Genomic DNA, 18683 nt, shown 5'->3' with positions numbered 1-18683 from the left:
TGACATAGCCAGCCTGTCACCCTGACTCGGGCCGGAAAACTCCAGCCTCGGATGCTCCAGAAAACGGGGGCGGATCATCAAGGGCCGGACTCTAGCTCCGCGTGGAGGAAATTCTCAGGGGCACGTCAAAGGCTACGAACCGGTCCTCGGCGATGACGTATGCATAGCGTCCGACCAGCCGCGCCACATCCGGCTCCATGTATCCCAGTGAAATGGGGGCAACCACCGTGCCATAGAGGGCAAAGGATTCATCGGGCTCAAACGATCTCAGGATCGAACGGATGTAATCGTAGGTCGGAGGTCCAGCTTCCTCAGATACCCGACTGAACATCCGATCCGTCTCTTCCACGCTGTAGTTGGGGTGCCCCTCCGAATAGGCGTGAGCTAGACGCCGCCCATCGACGCAGAACGCCAACGTCCCGATCAGGGCTCGCCATTCCGGCTCTGACAGTTGCGCAGGATGATCGACGCAGTGCCGCATGAAGGCGCACGACGCGAGGATAGCGTCGAAGTCGCCTAGGTTCTTGTCTGCCCCATCCACATTGGGGTCAGGCACACTTCGCAAGGCCGTGACTGTAACAGGCGGTCTGGGGGCGAGAGACGTCAGATAGTCCAGGCCATATCGCTGTGTATCGTCTAGGAAATCGACCGTGACGGGTTTCGGGTTGGCGAAGTCCTTCACGTTATTGCTGCCGACAGCCCTATCGAGCCGGGCAAGATCGGCAGTGATATCCGTCTTCCAACCTTTAGCCGCCACCTTCTCTTTGACGTATTGGCTCACGCCCCGAAACGTTTCTGCCACGCGCCGACGGTCATCATCGGTGGCGATGAAAAACGGTTCGTTGAGCAAAAGATAGACGTGCGAGCCGTTGCCGGTGTTGGTGACAGCGGTGGGGGCAAGCCCGATCTCGGTGAACGCTTCAAGTATTTCGTCTAGAGAAACGCCTCGCTCGGCACGGCCATCGTATCGGCTACCGTCTGATCGAGGCATGTCCAAGTCGATGTAAAACCCTACCATCGTGGCCACATCTTCACTTGTGCCACGGCCATTGACCGGCTCATTGGGTAGCAAACCCAAACCAACAAAGATGTTGTCGTTCGGATTTGCTGCGATGATCGCTGCGATCTCGGATGGATAGGCGCTAGCCTTCACATACTTCCGCCTGACACGGCTTCCGTTCTTCATCAGGACGGACACAGTCTCGGTTGTCGCCCCCCTGAACAGGGCGCGGTTGAAGTCGATATTATCTTTCATCGTTGAATCTACGCTAGGACGCGTGTGGCCGACCCAGCGAAGTCTGAATCGGCCAAAGCCGAAGCGCGAAGCTAGGGCCTTAGGCGTCGCAGTCAGCCCTAGGGCTGCTGCAAATCCGAATTGGTGCGCGATTAAGAAGTTTCAAGGGGTATCGACGAATTTTCTACTTGATCTAGACGCTCAACAAGCGATCTAGCCTTTAGGTGGGTGTATCTAAGCAGCATTCGGTGGTCACTATGACCACTGAACATCATAACCGATGGCAGGTCGAAGCCTCGTTCGACTAGGCGGGATATCGCCTCATGTCTGAGGTCATGGAAGCGCAGGTCGTCAATCTTCGCACGCCTCGTGACCCTGATGAAAGATCGTTTGATCGCCTCGGCGGTGGTATTGAATATCAGGCCATCTTGGCCATCACGATCCCCGATTGCTTTCACGGCACCGTGAGATAGAGGAACCGTTCGAGGAACGCCGTTCTTCGTGGTGGGCAGGTACAACACCCTCGCCTCAGCGTCGAAATGCTCCCACCTCGCCCCAACGATCTCGCCGAGCCGCATAGATGTCTCAAGCGCCACCGTAATGACCGGCAACAGATTCCGGTTCCCCGCCTGTGCCGCCATTTGACGTAAAAGCTCCTCCTCTGCCGCAGCAAGACGGCGAGTTCGGCCCCTTGGGAGCTTAGGCTTCTCCACGTCCTTGACTGGATTACCCAGTCCTTCGTACCCCCAGGTCCGTCGAGCAACCTCGTAGCCGTGCTGGAGGAGCCCCAACTCCCTTACAACGGTGGCCGGGCCGACCGTCTTAAGCCGAAAGTCTCGATGCGTTTGAACTTGGCGAGGCGTGAGTTTGTCAGCCTTCACATTGACGAAGGCCGCGCGTTGAAGAACCCTTATCATTGAGGCTTCTCGCGACGCCCCTCGCTTCGCGGGAACGATCTCCGTTAGATAGCGGCGCAGCAGGTCCCCTACGGTAATATCGCAAACAATCACGCCGACCCTGCCCTGGCTCTCTAACAGGTCCAGCTCTCGCTCTTTAAGGATGCCCCAGCGCTCCGCATCGCGCTGCTGGGAGAAAGAGCGTGATTGGGCTGCAAAACCCCCTCGTCGCACCTGCACTTGCCATTTTGATCCACGCTTGCGGATAGTCGCCATTTCGGTCCTCTGTGACACAGAAGTGACCGGCTTCATTGGCGAGCGATATGCGAGCGGGCAAAAGCCCGCAAACCTAAGCAGAGAATGGTAGGCGGCGACGGGTTCGAACCGCCGACCCTCTCGGTGTAAACGAGATGCTCTGACCAGCTGAGCTAGCCGCCCACATCATCCGACTCATCATCGGGACAGGCTTCATGCCCTGTGGCGGTCAGCCGTTCAAGGCGCTTTTCAATCCTTCGCCGGGCCGAAAGCGCGCGGTACGCGAGGCCGGGCGGGCGATTTCCTGACCGGTCTGAGGATTACGGGCCACGCCCGCCTTACGGTCCACGGCCACGAAGCTGCCGAAGCCGACCAACCGCACGTCGCGTCCCTGGACCAGAGAGGACGTCACCTGATCGGTGAAGGATTCAAGCGCCAGTTTGGCCTGGTCGCGGCTGATGCCCGCCGCCTCGGCCATGCGGCCGATCAGTTCCGTCTTGGTCATGTCTGCGGCTCCCCTCGCGAGCGAAGGGCGCACTTAACGCCCTATCGACATGAAGGTCAAAAAGAAGGCGGTCCGGGTCGCCCCGAACCGCCGTCCTTCATCTGGTCAGAGATCCAGCGTCAGTGGCTGATGCTGGCCCCCTCGCCCGCCCTCGGGGCGGGCGGCGTCGGGGTCATGGGTTCGGCCGCCTCATCCCATTCGACGGGGGTCGGCGTGCCGGTCAGTGCCCACTTCAGCGCCTCGTCCGCAGTGGAGATCGGGACGATCTCGAGGGCGGCCTTCACGTTTTCGGGCACGTCCTCCAGATCCTTCTCGTTCTCCTGCGGGATCAGCACGGTCTTCACGCCCGAGCGAAGGGCCGCCAGCAGCTTCTCCTTCAGGCCGCCGATGGCCGTGACCCGGCCGCGCAGAGTGATCTCGCCGGTCATGGCGATGTCCTTGCGGATCGGGATGCCGGTCAAGACCGACACCATGGCCACCGTCATGGCCACGCCGGCCGAGGGGCCGTCCTTGGGCGTGGCGCCGTCGGGGACGTGAACGTGGATGTCGGTCTTCTCGAACACCGGCGGCTTGACGCCGATGCTGAGGGCGCGGCTGCGGACGTAGGACGCCGCCGCCGAGATCGACTCCTTCATGACCTCCTTCAGGTTGCCGGTCACGGTCATGCGCCCGCGGCCCGGCATCTTCAGGGCTTCGATGGTCAGGATGTCGCCGCCAAACTCGGTCCAGGCCAGGCCGGTGACGATGCCGACCTGATCTTCCGTGTCCGTTTCGCCATAGCGGAACTTCTTCACGCCCGCGTATTCGGCCAGCTTGGCCGCATCCACGGTGATCGAGGCGGCCTTGGTCTTGGCCATCTCGCGCACCGCCTTGCGGGCCAGACCGCCCAGGGCGCGCTCCAGCGAACGCACGCCGGCTTCGCGCGTGTAGTAGCGGATCAGGTCGCGGATCGTCTCATCGGGGACTATCAGTTCCTCTTCCTTCAGGCCGTGGTCCTTGAGCTGCTTGGGCAGGACGTGGCGCTTGGCGATCTCGACCTTCTCGTCCTCGGTGTAGCCAGAGACGCGGATGATCTCCATCCGGTCCAGCAGGGGTTGAGGCATGTTCAGGCTGTTGGCCGTGGTGACGAACATCACCGGCGACAGGTCGTAGTCGACCTCCAGATAGTGGTCGCCGAAGGTCGAGTTCTGGGCCGGGTCCAGCACTTCCAGCAGGGCCGAGGACGGGTCGCCGCGCCAGTCGGCGCCCAGCTTGTCGATCTCGTCCAGCAGGACGAAGGCGTTGGTGGTCTTGGCCTTCTTCATCGACTGGATGATCTTGCCGGGCATGGAACCGATATAGGTCCGGCGGTGGCCGCGAATCTCGGCCTCATCGCGCACGCCGCCCAGCGACATGCGGACGTATTCACGCCCCGTCGCCTTGGCGATGGACTGAGCCAGCGAGGTCTTGCCGACGCCGGGAGGACCGACCAGGCACAGGATCGGGCCTTTCAGGCTGCCGGTGCGCGCCTGAACGGCCAGATACTCGATGATCCGTTCCTTGACCTTCTCCAGGCCGTAGTGATCCTCTTCGAGGATGTCCTCGGCCTTCTGCAGGTCGATGGCCTTGGGCTTGGTCTTGGACCACGGGATCGACAGCAGCCAGTCGAGGTAGTTGCGCACGACGGTCGATTCCGCCGACATCGGCGACATGTTGCGCAGCTTCTTCAGCTCCGCCTCGGCCTTGATGCGGGCCTCCTTGGACAGGCGCGTCTTCTTGATGCGCTTTTCCAGCTCCAGCAGTTCGTCGCGAGCGTCGTCGGTCTCGCCCAGCTCGCGCTGGATCGCCTTCATCTGCTCGTTCAGATAGTACTCGCGCTGGGTCTTCTCCATCTGCCGCTTCACGCGGCTGCGGATCTTCTTCTCGACCTGCAGGACGCTGATCTCGCCTTCCATCAGGCCATAGACCTTCTCCAGCCGGGTCGGGATGACCACGGTTTCGAGCAGGGCCTGCTTGTCGGCGATCTTGACCGACAGATGGGCGGCGACCGAGTCCGCCAGCTTGGACGGATCGGTGATCTGGGGGATGGCGCTGAGGGCCTCGGGCGGAACCTTCTTGTTCAGCTTCACATAGTTTTCGAACTGCTCGATCACGGCGCGCAGCAGGGCTTCGCTCTGCGACGGATCGCCGGCTTCGTCGTCGATCTCGACGGCTTCGGCTTCGTAATAGTCCTCACGGTCGGTGAAGCGGGTCAGGCGCGCGCGCGACTTGCCTTCGACCAGCACCTTCACAGTGCCGTCCGGCAGCTTCAGCAGTTGCAGCACCGTCGCCAGCACGCCGGTCGAATAGATGGCGTCCGTCGCCGGATCGTCGTCGACGGAGTTCTTCTGCGTGGCGAGCAGGATCTGCTTCTCGCCCTTCATGATCTCGTCGAGGGCGCGCACGGACTTCTCGCGCCCGACGAACAGGGGCACGACCATGTGCGGAAAGACGACGATGTCTCTCAGCGGCAGGACAGGGAGGATTTTGCTCTCGGTCATGATGCGTACTTTCCGGGGCCTTCGTGAATCTCAGACCCGCCGAACCGATCCGACTTGGCGTTACTGCCGCCTCGTCTCGACTCGACCCGCTATTTTTCAGCGGCTTTCGTGTGAGTATGTGGTTCTGTCTGGACGCGGTTCAAGCGTAACGGGGCGGCGGCCCACAGAAGCGTGAAAAAGCGTGTGATTTCAGACGGCCGCCTGGGTCGCCTCTGAAACGATGAAGGGGCGGCCCGTGGCGAGCCGCCCCTTTTCGCTTGGATCGGACCTCAGCGTCAGGCGGCGCCGTCGGCCGTCTTCTTCTTGGTTTCCGAATAGATCAGCAGCGGCTGGGCCTTGCCCTCGATCACCTCGGCGTTGACCACGACTTCCTCGACGCCCTCATAGGTGGGCAGTTCGAACATGGTCTCCAGCAGCACGCCCTCCAGGATGGAGCGCAGGCCGCGAGCGCCGGTCTTGCGGGTGATCGCCTTCTTGGCCACCGCCGACAGAGCGTCGTCGGTGAAGGTCAGCGTCACATTCTCCATCTCGAACAGGCGCTTGTACTGCTTGACCAGAGCGTTCTTCGGCTCGGTCAGGATCTTGATCAGAGCGACCTCGTCCAGATCTTCCAGCGTCGCTAGGACCGGCAGACGGCCGATAAACTCAGGGATCAGGCCGAAGCGCATCAGGTCGTCCGGCTCGACGCCCTTGAGGATTTCGCCCGTGCGGCGCTCGTCGATCTCCTTGACCTTGGCGCCGAAGCCGATCGAGGCCCCCTCGCCGCGCGCCGAGATCACCTTCTCCAGGCCGGCGAAGGCGCCGCCGACGATGAACAGGATGTTGGCGGTGTCGACCTGCAGGAACTCCTGCTGCGGATGCTTGCGCCCGCCCTGCGGCGGCACGGAGGCGACGGTGCCTTCCATGATCTTCAGCAGGGCCTGCTGCACGCCCTCGCCCGACACGTCGCGGGTGATCGACGGGTTGTCCGACTTGCGTGAGATCTTGTCGATCTCGTCGATGTAGACGATGCCGCGCTGGGCCCGCTCGACGTTGTAGTCCGACGCCTGAAGCAGTTTCAGGATGATGTTCTCGACATCCTCGCCCACATAACCGGCTTCGGTCAGGGTGGTGGCGTCGGCCATGGTGAACGGCACGTCGATGATCCGCGCCAGCGTCTGGGCCAGCAGCGTCTTGCCCGAGCCGGTCGGCCCGATCAGCATGATGTTCGACTTGGCCAGTTCGACGTCGTTGTTCTTCGTCGCGTGGTTCAGGCGCTTGTAGTGGTTGTGAACGGCGACGCTCAACACCTTCTTGGCGTGGCTCTGACCGATCACATAATCGTCGAGGACGTCGCGGATCTCCTTGGGCGTGGGCACGCCGTCCTTGGAGGTCTTGAACGCGATCTTGTGCTCTTCGCGGATGATGTCCATGCACAGTTCGACGCATTCATCGCAGATGAAAACGGTCGGTCCGGCGATCAGTTTGCGGACTTCGTGCTGGCTCTTGCCGCAGAACGAGCAGTAGAGCGTGCTTTTGGCGTCTGTGCCGGCGGCTTTGGTCATAGACCCTTCTCACTATCCGCGATCCGCCCCGACATTGGGACGAAAGGCGCTTCCTTCACGATCGATCCAAGGAATCTATCATCGAAGGTCTTCAAAAAATGACAATCACCCATCACACGTTCCGCCACAACCCCGTTGCGGCGCCGCAGCGCGCTTCGGGGAACGGACAGGACAGATAATATGGGGATCACGGCTAATGTCTGACATGGGAAGCGAAAAAGCCTTTCACCAGTCCCCTGCCCCCGGCCAACTCATCGTCGCCTTCGATTTCGACGGCACCCTGACGATTCGCGACAGCTTCACCAGCTTTTTGAAATGGCGGGCCGGGCCGGTGCGCTGGCTGACCGGACTGGTGCAGATGATCCCGGCCGTCTTCGCCTATCTGGGCGACCGCGACCGGGGCCGGATCAAAATCGCCTCGGTGCGCGAGTTCCTGATGGACGCCGACCGCAAGGCGCTGGAGGCCGAGGCCGAACGCTTCGCCGCCGAGATCTGGCCGCGTTTCATGCGCCCCGACGCCCTGGCGACCTGGGAAGACTGGGGCCGGCGCGGCGCCCACCGCGTCATCGTCACCGCCTCGCCCGAAACCACCGTCGCCCCCTTCGCCCGCAAGCTGGGCGCCGAGAACCTGATCGGCACACGCCTGGCCTTCGACGATCAGGACCGCGTGCTGGGAACCTTCGTCGGCGGCAACTGCCGAGGCGAGGAGAAGATGCACCGCCTGCGCGCCGCCTACGGCGCGGACATGCAGCTGGCCGCCGCCTATGGCGACACCTCAGGCGACGCTCAGATGATCGCGGCGGCCGAGGAGAAGGGCTACCGCGTTTTCACGGGCCGCCCCTGATCCCTAGCCGACCATCCGGCCGACCGTATCGTCCTTCCAGATGAAGCGGTGGACCAGCACCATCAGAATGTGGCCCGCGATGGCCGCCAGCAGCACCCAGGCCAGCAAGCCGTGCGCGGCGTCAGCGGGGGCCGTCATCCACGGCAACTCTGCCCACCCGCCCTCAATCAGGCGCATGCCGAACACGTCCAGCGGCTTGCCCGATCCATACTGCCGCAGCAGCGCCAACGCCGGCACGATCAGCATCAGGGCGTAGAGCATCAGATGCCCGACCTTCGCAGCCAGGCCCCAGAAGCCGCCGCCGTGCGCCGGTCGCGTCTTCATGTTGTAGAGGCCCCACAAAGCGCGCAGCACGATCAGGCTCAGCAGCACGACGCCGATCCCCTTGTGCGTGCCGACCCAGAAGGCGGTGATCGGCGCCCGGCCGACAATCAGTTTGATCGCCATGCCAGCGAACTGCCACGTCAGCAGCAGGGCCATCGCCCAGTGCAGCCCCCGTGTGACGGCGCCATATCGAAACCCGTCGTCTCTCCACTGCATCGCCATGAAGCGCCCCCTTCGCTGATAACGAGTCTCAAACACGATTCGAGGCGGAATCCGTCGCCGGACTCCGCCTCGCAAATTGTCGCAGCCGAAGCGCGTTTAAGGGTTAGGGAGCCTTCACGCCGTCGTCGTCGGCCTGGGTGCGTTTGTCATAGACGTGATCGACGATGCCCCAGGCCTTGGCTTCCTCGGCGGTCATGAAGTGGTCGCGGTCCAGGGTGCGCTCGACCTCTTCATAGGTGCGGCCGGTGTGCTGGACGTAGATTTCGTTCAAACGGCGCTTGGTGGCGATGATGTCCTCGGCATGGCGTTCGATGTCCGAGGCCGTGCCGCGGAAGCCGCCCGAGGGCTGGTGCACCATGACCCGCGCGTTCGGCAGAGCGATGCGCTGGCCCGCTTCACCGGCCGTCAGGATCAGCGAACCGGCCGAGGCCGCCATGCCCATGACCACGGTCGAGACCGGCGACTTGATGTATTGCATGGTGTCGTAGATCGCGAGCGCCGAGGTCACCTGACCGCCGGGGCTGTTGATGTACATGCTGATTTCCTTCTTCGGGTTTTCCGATTCCAGGAACAGCAACTGGGCGCAGATCAGCGAGGCCATGCCGTCCTCGAACGGGCCGGTCAGGAAGATGATCCGCTCGCGCAGCAGGCGCGAAAAGATGTCGAAGGAGCGCTCGCCGCGGCTGGATTGCTCCACCACCATCGGCACCAGGTTGTTGGAGATGTAGTCGATCGGATCGCGCATGAAGGCCTTCTCGAATTCAGGAGGGTCGCACGACTCATAACGGCGCGCGCCTGTCTCCTACGATATCGCGTCGCTGGCCCGCCGGCGCAAGGCTCCCTTGCGCTCGACCTTATCGGCGCTGCGCGTCCCGCTCCGCTCGTCGGAGGTCACGCACGATCGAAGAGGCATGATTGTATCGGTCGATGCGCTCCGGAAACGCCCCGTATAGCGAAGCGAGGTAGGCCTTGTCCCAGCCCGACAGGCCCTCGTCCCTGCCCGCTTCATGGAAAAGATTCAGCACCGTATCGAACCGACCCGAGCCGCCCTCGGGATCAACCTGAGCCAGGGCCACCATCGCCAGATAGTCCCCCAGCAGCGGAAGCTCGATCCCCTCGACCTTGGCGATATCGACGATGACGATCACCTTGCTCAACACGTCCGTGATGGGGCGCCCCTTGTTCGCCAATCCCTCGCCCGGCACGTAAATCGGGCCGGTGTCGCCGGGCATCCGGATGGCCCGCCGCCCTGATATGCCGATGACCGGCATGCTGACGTGCCACCAGCGCACCGGCCAGTCGCCGTTCTGGAAGGCGTCCAACGCTTTCTGGCCCCGGTCCAGTTGGCTGGTCCAGCGCACGCGGAACGCATCGGCGTCATGCTCCACCAGCCCCCGCGCCAAGCCCGGAGCATCGTCCGTAAAGACAATGATGACATTGGGCTGGCAGCCCGGCTCCCGTATGCGCACGTCGTAGCTGCTCGCCACGGTGGCGATGTGGTCGATCAGCGGGCGCGCGACGCTCTGCGACAGGTTGGCGACGCCGAGGCATATCGGCTCGCGCCATCGCGCCAGACCGCGCTTGGGCGGCGGCGCCGCCAGTTCCGCCACAAACGCCTCAGCCTCGTCCTGGAGGCGTCGGCTCGATACGACAACATCCTCGACCCGGACGGGGTCACCCTGCTCCGACGGCGAGCCCGCGGCTTGCACCGGAGCGCTGGAGAGCAGTGCTGACACCATCATTGTTGCGAGGCTCAGCATAGTCGTCTCCGTGTCGAAACCCCGACCAAACATCGATATCCTACCGTCTCCCTTCTCACATGCAAACAGGGGCGGCCCATGCGGACCGCCCCTCATTAACGCGCGTCAGGGAAGAAGGGCTTACGCCTCGTCTTCTTCCTTCATCAGCTCTTCTTTCGAGATGGCTTCGTCCTTCACCTCGGCGACCGAGACGATCAGGTCGACGACCTTCTCTTCATAGATCGGCGCGCGCAGCTGAGCGGCGGCGTTCGGATTCTGGCGGTAGAAGTCCAGGACCATCTTTTCCTGACCCGGATAGTTGCGGGCCTCGGCCATGATGGCGTTCGACAGTTCCTGATCCGAGACGCCGACGTTGTTGGCGCGGCCGATCTCGGCCAGGACCAGACCCAGGCGCACGCGGCGCTCGGCGATCTTCTTGTACTCGGCCTTCAGTTCGTCTTCCGATTTCTTGGCGTCGTCTTCCGGCAGCTGGCCGGCGTCCTTGTCGGCCGAAACCTGAGCCCAGATGCCTTCGAACTCGGCGTCGACCATCTTCGGCGGCAGGGCGAAGTCGTGGCCTTCGTCCAGCACGTCCAGCAGGGCGCGCTTCAGCTTGAAGCGGGTGGCGCCGGCGTATTGCTGGTTCAGGTTGGACTTCAGCAGTTCCTTCAGCTGGTCCAGCGACTCCAGGCCGATGCGCTTGGCGAACTCGTCGTCGATCTTGGACTCGACCTCGGCCTTGATGGCCTTGACGGTGACGTCGAAGGTCGCGGCCTTACCGGCCAGGTGCTTGGCCTGGTACTCTTCCGGGAAGGTCACTTCGATGGTCTTTTCTTCACCGACCTTGGCGCCCTTGAGCTGCTCTTCGAAGCCGGGGATGAAGCGGCCCGAGCCGATCACCAGGTCGGCGTCGGTGGCGGCGCCGCCGTCGAAGGCCTCGCCGTCGATCTTGCCCAGGAAGTCGATGGTCAGCTGGTCGCCGTCGGCGGCCTTGACCGTCTTGCCCTTCTTGTCCTCGTAGGACTTGGCTTGCGAAGCCAGTTCCTTGAGCGCCTCGTCCAGATCCTCGTCCGAGGCTTCATAAGTCGGGCGGGTCAGCTTCAGGGTCTTGGGGTCGACCGGGGTGAATTCCGGCATGACTTCCAGCGACATTTCATAGGCCAGGTCTTCCTGACCGGCGATGACCTTGTCCATGTCGGAGGTCAGGTTCATCTCGGCAGGTGCAGCCGGGCGCAGCTTCAGCTCGTCCAGAGCGCCCTGGCTGGTCTCGTTCAGCGAGGCGTTGATGATTTCGCCCATGAAGTCGCGGCCGAAGGTCTTCTTGACGTACGAGGCAGGCACCTTGCCCGGACGGAAGCCTTTCAGCTTCATCTGGGGAGCCACTTCCTTGATGCGGGCTTCGAGCTTCTCATTCAGCTCAGCGACTGGAATGGTCACCGCGATCACGCGGCTGAGGCCTTCGTTCGACTTTTCGACGACTTGCATGGTCGGGTATCTGACGCTCTGTGGCGACGCCGCAAAGGCGCGCGGTGGATAAAGCAACAGGGCCGCCCCTTTCGGGAGCGGCGCCTCGGAGCCCGCCCTTATGTCGAGAAGGGGCCGAAACGTCAACGCAACGCGGTTCCTTTGTGGGCATCGGGCCGCTATCTCATGATGCATGAGCCAGCCTTCAGCCCCCATCGGCGTCTTCGTCACGCCCGTTACGCCGCTTCAGCAGAACTGCACGACGGTCTGGTGCACGCAGACGAAGAAAGCCGCCGTCATCGATCCCGGCGGCTCGGTCGACGCCATCCTGGGCGAGGTCGCGCGGCGCGGCCTGACGCTGGACGCCATCTGGATCACCCACGGCCATCTGGACCACGCCGGCGCCGCCGCCGAGATGCAGGAGAAGACCGGCCTCGACATCGTCGGCCCGCACCCTGAGGACCAGTTCTGGATCGACCTGATTCCCACGCAGGGCCAGAAGTACGGCCTGCCCGAGGCCCGCAGCTTCACCCCCACGCGGTGGCTGGACGACGGCGACGTGCTGACGCTGGGCGAGACGAGCTGGGAGATCTTCCACTGCCCCGGCCATACGCCCGGCCATGTGATCTTCTTCAACCGCGAGGCCCGCTTCGCCCAGGTCGGCGACGTGCTGTTCCAGGGCTCGGTCGGGCGCACCGACTTCCCGCGCAGCGACCATCAGGCCCTGCTGACGGCCATCACCACCAAGCTGTGGCCGCTGGGCGATGACGTGACCTTCGTGCCTGGCCACGGACCGCATTCGACGTTCGGGGCCGAGCGGCGCAGCAACCCCTTCGTCTCGGACCGGGCGATGCAGGCGGCGCCGATCGCACGCCCGGCCTCCGGCCCGGCCTGACCCCTTGGATGCCGGACCATTGATCTGAGTTCGGATTGAATCAATCCGAACCGATAATGGCCTAGCGCGCGGCCAGCAGGCCGATCAGAACGCCGATCCCGAGCGCATAGAGCGTCATGCGGATCGGCTCATCGCGAATCGCTTCGCAGGCCTGTGAGCCGCGATGGCGCGCCCAGTCGCGCACCTCGGCCGCATCCTCACGCACGGCCCGGCGCAGGGGGCGCGGTCGAGCGCCCGCCGCCAGAATCTCATCGGCGGCCCCTTCAAGGCGGCTGCTGCGCGTCGAACGGCCTTCGATGATGTCCTCAGGCGAAGGCGCGTTGTCGGCGCGTGGGGGCGGGTCGTTGGAAACCGGCATGGGCTGAACTCCTGACTTCTGCACTCAGAGCCTCGAAGAACCCGCCGAAATCGTCACAGTTCCGCCGACTGCACATGGGCGCGGTTCGTGTCGACCGAACAGGGTTTTAATCCTTTCTCGGAACCTCCACGCCGGCGCCGGGTTCTTTTGCGCAAGCGCCACCGTCTACGAAAGGAACATCTGAAATGACCGAAGGTCAGCCCACCCGCGGCTCCGGTGTTTCCAAGCGAGGCTTCGCCTCCATGGACCCGGAACGTCAGCGCGAAATCGCTCGCAAGGGCGGCGCGAGCGTGCCCAGCGAGAAGCGCAGCTTCTCCCAGGACCGCTCCCTCGCGGCCCAGGCCGGACGCAAGGGCGGCGAAGCCTCCCACGGCGCACGAAACAAGACCGGCCAGGATCCGGCGCCGCCGAAACGCTGATCGCTGCGATCGATGTCAGAACTTTTCGACGGCGTGGGAAACCTCGCCGTTTTTCTTTGCCTGACGCGCGGGACGATGTGTTCAGCAGGCCAAAAGGGCCAGGGCCACGCGCGGGGTTTCGCTGACCTCGAACGCCTCGACGCGCCAGCCGGCGGCCTCAGCCAGGGCGCGCACGCGGGCCTCATCGAACTTGCACGAGTTCTCGGTGTGTATCGTCTCGCCCTGCGCCAAACGGAAGACCAGCTTGCCCAGCCGCACCGTCATGGGGCGAAGGGCCTCCAGATGCATCTCCATCCGCGCCTCGGCCGCGTTCCAGACGGCGCGATGAGCGAAGGCGTCCAGATCAAAGTCCGCGCCCAGGTCGCGGTTGGCGCGCGCCAGGACATTCAGATTGAAACGGGCCGTCACGCCCTCGGCGTCGTCATAGGCCGCGATCAGGGTCGAGGGTTCCTTGATCAGATCGACGCCCAGAATGAACAGAGCATCCGGCCCCAGCATGTCGCGCATGCCGCGCAACAGGGCCTCGGCCGTCTCCGGCGCCAGATTGCCGATGGTCGAACCGGGGAAGAAGCCGATGCGACGCCCCTGCCCTGCTTCAGGGGGCAGAACGCCCAGGTGTTCAAAGTCGCCGACGATGGGCAGCACTTTCAGGTCGGGATAGGCCTGCCTCAGCCGCGCGGCCGCCTCGTCCAGCGCCGAAGGGCTGATGTCGATGGGAACATAGGCCGCCAGGTCCGGCGCGGCGTCCAGCACGATGCGCGTCTTCTCGCTGGCGCCCGAACCCAGCTCGACCAGAACGGCGTCGGAGCCGAAGCGGTCGGCCCAGCGCGGGGCGACCCGGCGCAACAGGGCCGCCTCCTGCCGGGTCGGATAATATTCCGGCAGGCGGGTGATGGCCTCGAACAACTCTGACCCGCGCGCGTCATAGAACCATTTGGGCGGCAGGCTCTTGGGCGACGAGGCCAGGCCCGCGACCAGATCACGGCGGAAGGCCTCGTGCTCGTCGTCGGCGCAGTCGCGATAGGCGTCGTCGTCAGGGGCGGCGGCGAGGCGGACGCCCGCAAAGGCCCAGCGCTGATCCGGGTAGAAGAAGTTGCGATAGGTCGGCCGCGCATGTCCCGGCGCCGTGGCGAAGGCGCCGCCGCGCAGCACCATCTGATTGGCCATGAACTTGCCGTTGTACTCGGCCGCCGTGCCCTCGGTCGGACGAAAACCGGGGTAAGGGGCATAGGCGCTAGCGGTCCACTGCCACACCTCGCCGTCCAGGTTGGAGAAGGCGTCAGGGCGGCTGCGCGCCGCATGCTCCCACTCCGCCTCTGTCGGCAGACGCCGGCCCGACCACCGCGCGAAGGCGTCGGCCTCGTAGAAGCTGACATGGCGCACCGGCGCAGCGGGATCGACGGAGCGCCGGCCCGCCAGCGTCATGACCGTCCAGCCCTTCCCCTCATCCTCTCGTCGCCAATAGAGGGGCGCGGTCCAGCCGCGCGCCTGGACCGTCGCCCAGCCGTCGCTCAGCCACAGTTCGGGCCGCGCGTAGCCGCCGTCATCCATGAAGGCCAGCCAGTCGCCGTTGGTGGTCAGGCCGGAGGCCAGAACGAACGGCTCCAGCCAGACGCGGTGCGCGGGCCGTTCATTGTCGAAAGCGAACCCCTCGCCCGAAGCTCCCATCTCGATCAGACCGCCCTCGAACGCCTCCCAACCGCTACGCGCCGGTTGCAGAAACGCCGCACGCGGCTCGTTCTCATAGGCCGCCGGGTCCAGCGGCGAACGGGACATCAGATGCAGCAGGTCCATCAGGAACAGCTCCTGATGTTGCTGTTCGTGGTTGAGCCCCAACTCGAACAGGTAGCGCTCCAGCCCTTCCAGCGGAGCTGAGACGTCGGCCAGGCGCACCTCCATCCGTCGGTCGATCTCGGCGCGATAGGCCATGACCTCAGCCAGCGACGGGCGCGTCATCAGACCTCGCTCATCGCGGCCTATGCGTTCGCCGAGCGCCTCATAGTAGGAGTTGAAGACCTCCTTCAGACGAGGATCGAACGGCTCATAGCCCGGCCTGTCCAACAGCATGGTTTCGAAGAACCAGCTCACATGGCCCAGGTGCCACTTGCCCGGACTGGCTTCGGCCATCGACTGCGCCTGCATGTCTTCGGCGGACAAGGACGCCGCCAGGGCGGGCATCACCGCGCGCACGCGGCGATAGCGCTTTAGATTCCCGGCGACGCGTGCCGGTCTGCGCTGCGTTCCGGCCATGGTCTCGCCTGCCCCTGGGAGAGTGTTCGCTGTGGTCACCCTGTAGAAATGCAGCCTGAGACGAGGCGGTTCCGCGTGATTGAAACCCGTCTCCGCGCGCCTTCACGGTCCTATTTCAGAGGAACAGTCAGGATCAGAGGGCGTTCTGATTCAATCAAGTCGCCGTAACGGCGCAGGTTTTTCAGGATCCCGTCGCATGCCCGAAGTTCGCATGCGAGAGGGGCCGAACGCCATCGAGCCCTCACCCTCGCCGCCCCCGCTTGAACGGGCGCCGGATCTGGCCGACCGGGCCAACTACGCGCCATGCTGGCCTGTCAGATACCGGCGCTGAGAGCCTTCGCCTTTTCGCTGGCGCGCAACCGGGCGGATGCGGACGACCTGGTTCAGGAAACCCTGGTCAAGGCCTGGGCCCACCGGGCGCGGTTCGAGACGGGGCAATCTGCGGGCCTGGCTGTTCACCATCCTGCGAAACAGCTGGTACACCGGCGCCGCCCGCCGTCGACGCGAAGTGGCCGATGAAGAAGGCCGCCACGCCGCCGGCCTGACCTCCGAGGCCAACCAGGGATGGACCGCCGAACTGACGGCGCTTCAGTAGGCCCTGAACACCCTGCCGCCCGACCACCGCGAGGCCATCATCATGGTCGGCGCCGCCGGTCTTTCCTATCAGGAGGCGGCCGATATCGCCGGTTGCGCCGTAGGCACGGTCAAGAGCCGGGTCAATCGCGCGCGGCGTCGCCTGGCCCTGCTGCTGGCGCACGAACTCCCGCTCGGCGGCGCAGAAAATAATGAGGATGACGACAGCTAAGCGGAGGGAACGGAGGAACCGGCGAAGGGGTTCAATTCCCGATCTCAGGAGAGTCCGTCATGATGACTCCGCAACGTCCTCCCTCCCCCGAATCCCCGCGCACGCGCAAGCGCGGCTTCATGGACTGGCTGTTCGGTCGCGCGCCGCAGCCGCCCAGCAAGGCCAGCCCCAACCTCTATCTGGGCGACATCGTGGACGGCGACTTCAGTTCGCCCTCCGCCCATCATCATCACAAGCGGCCGCCCAGCGACGGGCTATGAGCTGAGCGACAGCCTAGCGTCCTGCCCGCCCGGCGTACTCCAGTCGGGCGATGGTGCGGTTGTGCACCTCGTCCGGACCGTCGGCGATGCGCAGGGTCCGCACCATGGCGTAAAGCTCGGCCAGCGGCGTGTCGCCCGACACCCCCGCCCCGCCGAACGCCTGAATGGCGTCGTCGATGACCTTCAACGCCATGCGCGGCGCGGCGACCTTGATCTGGGCGATTTCGGACTTGGCGCCCTTGGCCCCGACCTCGTCCATCATCCAGGCGGCCTTCAGCACCAGCAGGCGGCACATCTCGATATTGGTGCGCGCCTCGGCCACCCGCTGCTCCCACACCGAATGCTCGGCAATGGTCTTACGGAAGGCGGTCCGGCTGAGCAGGCGGTCGACCATCAGCTCCAGCGCCTTTTCGGCCGCGCCGATGGTGCGCATGCAGTGATGGATGCGGCCCGGCCCCAGGCGGCCCTGGGCGATCTCGAAGCCGCGCCCCTCGCCTGCGATCAGGTTGGAGGCGGGAACGCGGACGTTCTCCAGCACCACCTCGGCGTGGCCGATCGGCGCCTCGTCATAGCCGAAGACCGACAGCATCCGCTCGACGCGGAAGCCCGGCGTGTCGACCGGAACGATGATCTGGCTCTGCTGCTGGTGAACGGCGGCGTCGGGATCGGTCTTGCCCATGACGATGGTCACGGCGACGTTCGGGTGCGCCATATTGGTCGACCACCACTTGCGGCCGTTGACGACATAGTGGTCGCCGTCGCGCTCGATCCGGGTCTGGATGTTGGTGGCGTCGGATGAGGCGACCTCAGGCTCCGTCATCAGGAAGGCCGAACGGATTTCGCCCGCCATCAGCGGCTTGAGCCACCGCTCCTGCTGGGCGGCGTCGCCGTACATATGCAGGACTTCCATATTGCCGGTGTCGGGCGCGTTGCAGTTGAACGCCTCGGCCGACCACAGCGCTCGGCCCATCAGCTCGGCGATGGGGGCGTATTCCAGGTTCGACAGTCCCGCTCCATGCTCGCCCGGCAGGAACATGTTCCACAGGCCCTCGGCCCTGGCACTGGCCTTCAGCGTCTCCATCACCGGCGGCTGGCGCTTGGGATCGGCGCGGACCTGGGCGCGGTAGTCCGCCTCGCGCGGCAGAACCTCCGCCTCCATGAAACGGCGCACCCGCTCGCGCCAGTGCTCGCCCCGCTCGCTCAGCCGGAAATCCATCTTACGCCTCTCCCGAAATGAAAACGGCGCGGCCCCGTCGGAGCCGCGCCGTTGAACATCAAGCCTCAGCCCGCGCTCAGCCCTTGAGCAGCGGCGCCAGCTTCTGGGCGATCATCATGTCGCCCGCGATCTTCAGCTTGCCCTGCATGAAGGCCATCATCGGGTCGAGGCGGCCTTCGGCCAGGGCGACGAAGTCGTCCCACTTGATCGAGACGGTGGCGTCAGCCGGCTTGTCGTCGTTGCTGACGGTGTTCGGAGCCGAGGCCCCGTCGATGAAGATCTTGCCGTCATCGCCGAAGTCCAGCTTCACGGTCTTGCCCAGACCCGAGTTTTCGCCGACGGCGGCGCGGATCTTGTCGGTGGCGAGGGCCAGATCGGCCATGTGCGTCTCTCCCGTTGAGAAGTTGAACCACACGCCTAACCCGCGCGCCGGGCGGCGCCAAGATCACGCAAGGGAAGGCCAGGCCAGGAAGTCCCCGATCGCGCCGGTTCCCTCACATATGGTTCAGCTTACATGAGTTTGCGTTCGGCCGCGGCGAGATGGCCTAGAAGTTGCTCGTTTGCGTAACAAGGACTCGCCAATGACCCGCCTGCTCACTCCGGAGGAAGTTCGCCTGGACCAGTTGTGGCGCGAACACTTCGGCCAGCCCCTGCCCATGATCGGCGCCCCCGAGGTCGCCCGGCGCATCCTGCGCCAGCACGGCGTCGCCGTGCGCCGCCCCAGCGACGCCAAGGCCGCCGTCCCTTCGGAAGGCCGCGACTGACGTCTGAGTTTTCGGAAAGAATTCTGGCGGAGACGGAGGGATTCGAACCCTCGGTACCCCTTACAGGGTACGACGATTTAGCAAACCGTTGCCTTCAGCCACTCGGCCACGTCTCCAGCAGGCCGCGTGGATAGCGAGTCGCGCGACGCTTCGCAATGCGGAACTGACGC

At 64.4% G+C, this 18683-nt stretch carries 20 protein-coding genes and 2 tRNA genes; 7 read left to right on the top strand and 15 right to left on the bottom strand.

All coding sequences use genetic code 11. The features are described 5' to 3' along the window. Positions 1 to 91: 91 nt before the first annotated feature. From EGK63_RS09275 to clpX, 6 genes are all read right to left on the bottom strand, one after another. The gene (locus tag EGK63_RS09275) at positions 92 to 1255 is read right to left on the bottom strand and encodes a hypothetical protein (RefSeq protein ID WP_125900985.1); all 1164 of its coding nucleotides are present in this window, start codon (positions 1253 to 1255) and stop codon (positions 92 to 94) included. Between the two features lie 131 nt (positions 1256 to 1386). Continuing rightward, a complete protein-coding gene (locus tag EGK63_RS09270; protein ID WP_157678053.1) occupies positions 1387 to 2406 on the bottom strand; it encodes a site-specific integrase in 1020 nt (339 codons plus the stop codon). Between the two features lie 85 nt (positions 2407 to 2491). Then, positions 2492 to 2568: transfer RNA gene (locus EGK63_RS09265), tRNA-Val, on the bottom strand. Between the two features lie 46 nt (positions 2569 to 2614). Continuing rightward, positions 2615 to 2890: an HU family DNA-binding protein gene (locus EGK63_RS09260; protein WP_125900983.1), complete on the bottom strand. Its 276-nt coding sequence runs from the start codon at positions 2888 to 2890 to the stop codon at positions 2615 to 2617. Between the two features lie 119 nt (positions 2891 to 3009). Beyond that, positions 3010 to 5409 (bottom strand): endopeptidase La, encoded by a 2400-nt coding sequence (gene lon, locus EGK63_RS09255; RefSeq protein WP_125900981.1) that lies wholly within the window; start codon positions 5407 to 5409, stop codon positions 3010 to 3012. Positions 5410 to 5684: 275 nt separating this feature from the next. Continuing rightward, on the bottom strand, positions 5685 to 6953 hold the full coding sequence (clpX, locus tag EGK63_RS09250; RefSeq protein ID WP_125900978.1) for an ATP-dependent Clp protease ATP-binding subunit ClpX: 1269 nt from the start codon (positions 6951 to 6953) through the stop codon (positions 5685 to 5687). A gap of 196 nt (positions 6954 to 7149) precedes the next feature. On the opposite strand from clpX, the gene EGK63_RS09245 reads away from it, so the two are divergent. Then, positions 7150 to 7797: an HAD-IB family hydrolase gene (locus tag EGK63_RS09245; protein WP_125900976.1), complete on the top strand. Its 648-nt coding sequence runs from the start codon at positions 7150 to 7152 to the stop codon at positions 7795 to 7797. Positions 7798 to 7800: 3 nt separating this feature from the next. On the opposite strand, the gene EGK63_RS09240 is transcribed toward EGK63_RS09245, so the two are convergent. The 4 genes from EGK63_RS09240 to tig all read right to left on the bottom strand — a co-directional run bounded on the left by EGK63_RS09240 (position 7801) and on the right by tig (position 11567). Beyond that, complete coding sequence (locus EGK63_RS09240; RefSeq protein WP_125900974.1) at positions 7801 to 8343, bottom strand: cytochrome b; 543 nt, start codon at positions 8341 to 8343, stop codon at positions 7801 to 7803. A 103-nt stretch (positions 8344 to 8446) separates the two neighbouring features. Beyond that, entirely contained in the window at positions 8447 to 9088 is a 642-nt protein-coding gene (locus EGK63_RS09235) for an ATP-dependent Clp protease proteolytic subunit (protein ID WP_003165321.1), read from the bottom strand. 109 nt (positions 9089 to 9197) lie between these two features. Next, entirely contained in the window at positions 9198 to 10103 is a 906-nt protein-coding gene (locus EGK63_RS09230; RefSeq protein WP_165906571.1) for a hypothetical protein, read from the bottom strand. A 120-nt stretch (positions 10104 to 10223) separates the two neighbouring features. Further along, positions 10224 to 11567 (bottom strand): trigger factor, encoded by a 1344-nt coding sequence (gene tig / locus EGK63_RS09225; RefSeq protein WP_125900970.1) that lies wholly within the window; start codon positions 11565 to 11567, stop codon positions 10224 to 10226. A gap of 172 nt (positions 11568 to 11739) precedes the next feature. Between tig and EGK63_RS09220 the strand changes: the two genes are divergently transcribed. Continuing rightward, complete coding sequence (locus EGK63_RS09220; protein ID WP_125900968.1) at positions 11740 to 12441, top strand: MBL fold metallo-hydrolase; 702 nt, start codon at positions 11740 to 11742, stop codon at positions 12439 to 12441. A gap of 61 nt (positions 12442 to 12502) precedes the next feature. Here the strand turns inward: EGK63_RS09220 and EGK63_RS09215 are convergent, their stop codons facing one another. Beyond that, complete coding sequence (locus tag EGK63_RS09215; protein WP_125900966.1) at positions 12503 to 12799, bottom strand: hypothetical protein; 297 nt, start codon at positions 12797 to 12799, stop codon at positions 12503 to 12505. 185 nt (positions 12800 to 12984) lie between these two features. On the opposite strand from EGK63_RS09215, the gene EGK63_RS09210 reads away from it, so the two are divergent. Continuing rightward, positions 12985 to 13218, top strand: a complete 234-nt coding sequence (locus EGK63_RS09210) for a general stress protein (protein ID WP_125900964.1) — start codon at positions 12985 to 12987, stop codon at positions 13216 to 13218. A gap of 81 nt (positions 13219 to 13299) precedes the next feature. On the opposite strand, the gene egtB is transcribed toward EGK63_RS09210, so the two are convergent. Beyond that, positions 13300 to 15468 (bottom strand): ergothioneine biosynthesis protein EgtB, encoded by a 2169-nt coding sequence (gene egtB, locus EGK63_RS09205; RefSeq protein ID WP_125900962.1) that lies wholly within the window; start codon positions 15466 to 15468, stop codon positions 13300 to 13302. A 303-nt stretch (positions 15469 to 15771) separates the two neighbouring features. On the opposite strand from egtB, the gene EGK63_RS16755 reads away from it, so the two are divergent. The 3 genes from EGK63_RS16755 to EGK63_RS09195 all read left to right on the top strand — a co-directional run bounded on the left by EGK63_RS16755 (position 15772) and on the right by EGK63_RS09195 (position 16533). Beyond that, positions 15772 to 15987, top strand: a complete 216-nt coding sequence (locus tag EGK63_RS16755) for a sigma factor (RefSeq protein ID WP_243637632.1) — start codon at positions 15772 to 15774, stop codon at positions 15985 to 15987. A 118-nt stretch (positions 15988 to 16105) separates the two neighbouring features. Continuing rightward, complete coding sequence (locus tag EGK63_RS16750) at positions 16106 to 16273, top strand: sigma factor-like helix-turn-helix DNA-binding protein (RefSeq protein WP_243637631.1); 168 nt, start codon at positions 16106 to 16108, stop codon at positions 16271 to 16273. A 59-nt stretch (positions 16274 to 16332) separates the two neighbouring features. After that, a complete protein-coding gene (locus tag EGK63_RS09195) occupies positions 16333 to 16533 on the top strand; it encodes a hypothetical protein (RefSeq protein WP_125900960.1) in 201 nt (66 codons plus the stop codon). Positions 16534 to 16546: 13 nt separating this feature from the next. On the opposite strand, the gene EGK63_RS09190 is transcribed toward EGK63_RS09195, so the two are convergent. Beyond that, positions 16547 to 17749 (bottom strand): acyl-CoA dehydrogenase family protein, encoded by a 1203-nt coding sequence (locus EGK63_RS09190; protein WP_125900958.1) that lies wholly within the window; start codon positions 17747 to 17749, stop codon positions 16547 to 16549. Positions 17750 to 17825: 76 nt separating this feature from the next. Continuing rightward, a complete protein-coding gene (locus EGK63_RS09185) occupies positions 17826 to 18131 on the bottom strand; it encodes an SCP2 sterol-binding domain-containing protein (protein ID WP_024354161.1) in 306 nt (101 codons plus the stop codon). Positions 18132 to 18330: 199 nt separating this feature from the next. Between EGK63_RS09185 and EGK63_RS09180 the strand changes: the two genes are divergently transcribed. Then, the gene (locus tag EGK63_RS09180; RefSeq protein ID WP_125900956.1) at positions 18331 to 18513 is read left to right on the top strand and encodes a hypothetical protein; all 183 of its coding nucleotides are present in this window, start codon (positions 18331 to 18333) and stop codon (positions 18511 to 18513) included. Positions 18514 to 18537: 24 nt separating this feature from the next. Here EGK63_RS09180 and EGK63_RS09175 read toward each other — a convergent pair. After that, positions 18538 to 18629, bottom strand: a tRNA-Ser gene (locus EGK63_RS09175). Positions 18630 to 18683 lie beyond the last annotated feature (54 nt).

It is taken from the genome of Brevundimonas sp. 357, assembly GCF_003938605.1.
Lineage (GTDB): Bacteria > Pseudomonadota > Alphaproteobacteria > Caulobacterales > Caulobacteraceae > Brevundimonas.
Note: the sequence above shows the minus strand (reverse complement) of the source record. Positions and strands in the feature narration are given on the sequence as shown.

What these genes read in the sequence shown, in the direction of transcription:
- egtB (WP_125900962.1), bottom strand. Translation starts at nt 15,468, where the DNA reads ATGGCCGGAACGCAGCGCAGACCGGCACGCGTCGCCGGGAATCTAAAG.
- EGK63_RS09215 (WP_125900966.1), bottom strand. Translation starts at nt 12,799, where the DNA reads ATGCCGGTTTCCAACGACCCGCCCCCACGCGCCGACAACGCGCCTTCG.
- EGK63_RS09245 (WP_125900976.1), top strand. Translation starts at nt 7,150, where the DNA reads ATGTCTGACATGGGAAGCGAAAAAGCCTTTCACCAGTCCCCTGCCCCC.
- EGK63_RS09190 (WP_125900958.1), bottom strand. Translation starts at nt 17,749, where the DNA reads ATGGATTTCCGGCTGAGCGAGCGGGGCGAGCACTGGCGCGAGCGGGTG.
- EGK63_RS09220 (WP_125900968.1), top strand. Translation starts at nt 11,740, where the DNA reads ATGAGCCAGCCTTCAGCCCCCATCGGCGTCTTCGTCACGCCCGTTACG.
- EGK63_RS16750 (WP_243637631.1), top strand. Translation starts at nt 16,106, where the DNA reads ATGGTCGGCGCCGCCGGTCTTTCCTATCAGGAGGCGGCCGATATCGCC.
- EGK63_RS09275 (WP_125900985.1), bottom strand. Translation starts at nt 1,255, where the DNA reads ATGAAAGATAATATCGACTTCAACCGCGCCCTGTTCAGGGGGGCGACA.
- EGK63_RS09270 (WP_157678053.1), bottom strand. Translation starts at nt 2,406, where the DNA reads ATGGCGACTATCCGCAAGCGTGGATCAAAATGGCAAGTGCAGGTGCGA.
- EGK63_RS09180 (WP_125900956.1), top strand. Translation starts at nt 18,331, where the DNA reads ATGACCCGCCTGCTCACTCCGGAGGAAGTTCGCCTGGACCAGTTGTGG.
- EGK63_RS09210 (WP_125900964.1), top strand. Translation starts at nt 12,985, where the DNA reads ATGACCGAAGGTCAGCCCACCCGCGGCTCCGGTGTTTCCAAGCGAGGC.
- EGK63_RS09235 (WP_003165321.1), bottom strand. Translation starts at nt 9,088, where the DNA reads ATGCGCGATCCGATCGACTACATCTCCAACAACCTGGTGCCGATGGTG.
- EGK63_RS09185 (WP_024354161.1), bottom strand. Translation starts at nt 18,131, where the DNA reads ATGGCCGATCTGGCCCTCGCCACCGACAAGATCCGCGCCGCCGTCGGC.
- EGK63_RS09240 (WP_125900974.1), bottom strand. Translation starts at nt 8,343, where the DNA reads ATGGCGATGCAGTGGAGAGACGACGGGTTTCGATATGGCGCCGTCACA.
- tig (WP_125900970.1), bottom strand. Translation starts at nt 11,567, where the DNA reads ATGCAAGTCGTCGAAAAGTCGAACGAAGGCCTCAGCCGCGTGATCGCG.
- lon (WP_125900981.1), bottom strand. Translation starts at nt 5,409, where the DNA reads ATGACCGAGAGCAAAATCCTCCCTGTCCTGCCGCTGAGAGACATCGTC.
- EGK63_RS16755 (WP_243637632.1), top strand. Translation starts at nt 15,772, where the DNA reads ATGCTGGCCTGTCAGATACCGGCGCTGAGAGCCTTCGCCTTTTCGCTG.
- clpX (WP_125900978.1), bottom strand. Translation starts at nt 6,953, where the DNA reads ATGACCAAAGCCGCCGGCACAGACGCCAAAAGCACGCTCTACTGCTCG.
- EGK63_RS09195 (WP_125900960.1), top strand. Translation starts at nt 16,333, where the DNA reads ATGATGACTCCGCAACGTCCTCCCTCCCCCGAATCCCCGCGCACGCGC.
- EGK63_RS09260 (WP_125900983.1), bottom strand. Translation starts at nt 2,890, where the DNA reads ATGACCAAGACGGAACTGATCGGCCGCATGGCCGAGGCGGCGGGCATC.
- EGK63_RS09230 (WP_165906571.1), bottom strand. Translation starts at nt 10,103, where the DNA reads ATGCTGAGCCTCGCAACAATGATGGTGTCAGCACTGCTCTCCAGCGCT.